The organism is Streptomyces sp. SM1, from assembly GCF_002910825.1.
In the GTDB taxonomy this organism is placed as follows: Bacteria; Actinomycetota; Actinomycetes; order Streptomycetales; family Streptomycetaceae; genus Streptomyces; species Streptomyces okerensis.
Genome location: NZ_NEUB01000555.1, coordinates 1 through 3,823 on the forward strand (window position 1 = coordinate 1; position 3,823 = coordinate 3,823).

General features: G+C 76.1%; 1 protein-coding gene. It reads left to right on the forward strand.

What is annotated here, in order from left to right; genetic code table 11:
* Positions 1-3,725 (forward strand): SDR family NAD(P)-dependent oxidoreductase (locus B9S61_RS13605; RefSeq protein WP_146064827.1); only part of this gene is annotated, 3,725 nt, incomplete at its 5' end.
* Positions 3,726-3,823: the final 98 nt, after the last annotated feature.

Consider the following 3,823-nt stretch of genomic DNA (forward strand, 5'->3'; position numbering starts at 1 on the left):
CCGCCGCCGCCGAACAGGCCGGCGCCCACTGCTGGGCCGGCACCCTGCACGGTCTGCTCACCGACCCCGCCGCTCCCTTCACGATGAGCGACCTGGTGACCGGCGGCCTGCAGCCCCGGCACCGGCGCCTCGTCCGGCTGATGCTGCCCCTGCTGGCCGAGCACGGCCTCGCCCGGCCGGTGGGGGAGGCGTGGCAGCTGACCGGCGCGGAGATCCACGCCGGGGCGATGCTGCGCGCCCTGGTGGAGGACCACCCCGCGTTCGGCGCCGAGACGCTGCTCCTCAACCGGCACCTGTGCCGGCTGCCCGACGTGGTGCGGGGACGCGCCGACGCGCGCGAACTCCGGCCGGCCGGGGACAGCGCCCACGAGCAACTCCACGAGACCGGTCCGGCCCACCGTTTCACCCACCGCGCCGTGCAGGCCCTGCTCGGCGACATCGTCGGCCGCTGGCCCGCCGACCGTCCGCTGCGCGTCCTCGAGTTCGGCGCCGCCACCACCGCCCTGACGGCCGCGGCCCTGCCCGTCCTGCCGGCCGACCGGACCCGCTACACCTGCGCCGCCACCACCGGCGGCGGCCTCACCCGCGCCGAACACCGCTTCGCCGCCTACGACTTCGTCGACCACCGGGTCCTGGACCCGGACGCCGACCCGATCGGCCAGGGCCTGCCCCGAGGCGGTTTCGACCTCGTCCTCGCCGGCGACGCCCTGCACGCCACCACCGACCTGGCCGCCACCCTGCGCCGGCTGCACACGGTGCTCGCCCCCGGCGGACTCCTGCTGGCGGCGGAACCGCACCACGCCCCGCTCCAGGCCCTGTCGGCCGGCACCCTGAACGACTTCTGGGAGCGCGGCGACCACACCCTGCGCCCGGCGTCCCGCGTCCTCCCCCGCGACCGGTGGGCACCGCTGCTGCGGCAGTGCGGCTTCTCCGGTGTCGCGCAGACCGGACCCGACGACCGTTCCGCCCTCCTCGCCGCGGCGGACCACGACCGGGAGCCGGACGCCGCACCCCCGCCCACGCCCCCCGGCACCGCCTGGGTGATCGCCGTCGAGGACGCGACCGAGACGGCGACCGGACAGGCCCTGGCCGCCCACCTCGGCGAGTCGGCCGTCGTCACCGCACCCGACGAGGCCGCCGCCTGGCGCCGGACGCTGACCACGGATCCCGTACCGCACGTCGTCCTGCTGCTCGCCGAACCCGGCCCGCACGACGTTCTCACCCGGACCACCCGCCGGGCGGCCCTCCTGCGCTCCCTCGCCGCCGCCTGCGACGGCCTGCGGGGCGGCACGAGCCCCCGGGTGTGGCTCGTCACCCGCCCGACCGGCCTCCTTCCCGCCCCCGAGCAGCCGTCCCACCCGGTCGACGCGGCCGTCTGGGCGGCCTGCCGCACCCTCGCCAACGAACGCCCCGACCTGCGCCTGCGCCGCCTGTCCTGCCACCGCACCGGAGACCCCGGCACCGACGCCCGCCGCCTGGCCGGCGAACTCCTCGCCCTCGACGGCCCGGACACCCAGGAGGACGAGATCCTCCTCACTGCCCGGGGCCGGTTCGTCCCCCGGCACGTCCAGCACCCGGTGGACGAACCCGCCGCCGCCCCCGCCGGCACGCCGTACATCCTCGAAGCCCGCGATCCCGGGCTGCGCCGGCGGCTGATCTGGCGGCAGACGGATCCGTGCGAGCCCGGACCGGGCGAGGTGGCCCTGGAGATGCGGGCCGTGGCCCTCAACTACCGTGACCCCATGCGGGCCAACGGCCTGCTGCCGCCCGAGGCGGTGGAGAACAGTCCGCTCGGCCGCGGACTGGGCACCGACGGCGCCGGCGTCGTGCGTGCCGTGGGACCGGGCGTCCGTGACCTGAAGCCCGGCGACCGGGTCTGCGGCCTGGTGCCCGCCGCCCTCGCCTCCCACGCGACGACCTCCGCCGACGCCGTCATCCGCATCCCCGACGGGCTGGGCTTCACCGAAGCGGCGACCTTCCCCGTCGCCTTCCTCACCGTCCACCAGACCCTGGTCAACCAGGCCCGGCTCGGCCCCGGGGAGACCGTGCTGGTGCACGGCGGAGCCGGGGCGGTGGGGCTCGCCGTCCTGCAGTGCGCCCGCCGTCAGGGCGCCCGGGTCATCGCCACCGCCGGCACGGAGACCAAACGGGACCTGCTGCGCACCCTCGGCGCCGAGCACGTACTCGACTCCCGCGGACTGGACTTCGTCCCCCGGGTACGGGAGCTGACCGGCGGCCGGGGCGTGGACGTCCTGGTGAACTCCCTCAGCGGCGAGGCCATCGCGCAGGGGCTCGACCTGCTGCGCCCGAACGGCCGCTTCATCGAACTCGGCAAGCGGGACATCTTCCTCAACAACCCGATCACCCTGCGGCCGTTCGACCGCAGCCTCACCTTCATCGGCTTCAACCTCGACGCCGTCGTCGACTCCCCGGAACTGGGCTCCCGCCTCCTGACGGACTTCGAGACGGAGGCCGCCTCCGGCACCTACCGCCCACTGCCCCACACGGCCCACCCCGCCGCCCGGGTCGAGGAGGCCTTCCACCTCCTCCAGCACTCCCGGCACACCGGCAAGGTCGTCGTCACCTTCGACCCCCTGGACGAACCCGTCCCCGTGGAACCCGCCCCCGGCACCCTCCGCCTCGACGGCGAGGGCACCTACCTGATCACCGGCGGGCTGAGCGGACTCGGCGTCGCCACCGCCCGGCACCTGGCGGACCGCGGGGCCCGGCACCTCGCCCTGCTCTCCCGCGGCGGACCGGACGCACCCGGGGCCCCCGCCCTGCTCCGGGAACTGACCGACCGCGGCGTACGTGCCACCGCCCACGCCGCAGACGTCACCGACGAGAGCGCGCTGCGCCGGGTCATCGAGGAAGTGGACGCCACCGGGCACCCTCTGCGTGGGGTGGTGCACGCGGCGATGCACATGGACGACGCGGTACTGGCCGACCTCACCGACGACCGGTTCGCCGCCGTGCTGGCACCCAAGGCGGGGGGCGCGGCCCTGCTGGACCGGCTCACCGCCGACCGGGAGCTGGACCTGTTCCTCACCTACTCGTCCGTCTCCGCCGGCATCGGCAACCCGGGCCAGGCCGCCTACGCGGCGGCCAACGCCTACCTGGAGGCCCTGACCCGCGCACGGCGCGACGCCGGCCGGACGGGTACGGCACTGGCCTGGGGACCGATCGGCGAGACCGGCTACGTCGCCCGCAGCGGCATGGGCCCCGCCATGACCGGACGCGGCCTCGAACTCCTCACCCCGGAGGAGGTCCTGGCCACCACCGACCGCCTCACGGCCGCCGGCACCGACGTCGCCGGGGCCGGCCGCTACCGCTGGGGCGCCGCCCGCCACCTGCTGCCCGCCCTGACCACCCCCCGGTTCGCCCCGCTGGTCCCGACGTCCTCCGAGACCTCCCCGGACGCCCGCAACGAGCTTCTGAGCACGCTGGCGGACCTCCCGCCGGAGGAGGCGGTCGGCAAGATCACCGAGACGATCACCCAGCTCCTCGCGGACGTCCTGCAGACCGGTCCGGCCGACCTGGACCCCGCGCTCAACGTCACCGACTTCGGACTGGACTCGCTCCTCGGCATGCAGTTCCTGGTCCGGGCGAGAGATCTCTTCGACGTCCGCCTCGGACCGGCCGACCTGGCCACCGGCCGCACCCTGGCCCACTTCGCCCGCCTGATCCACCAGCGCCTGGACCCGCCCACCGGCAAGCAGGACTGACCACCAGGGCGGCGGCGCCCGGCTCCCGACGAGACCCGTACCGAACCGTCCCTCCCGTGCCCGGCCCGCCCACCCCCGCGGTCCGGCGGCCGGCCGGA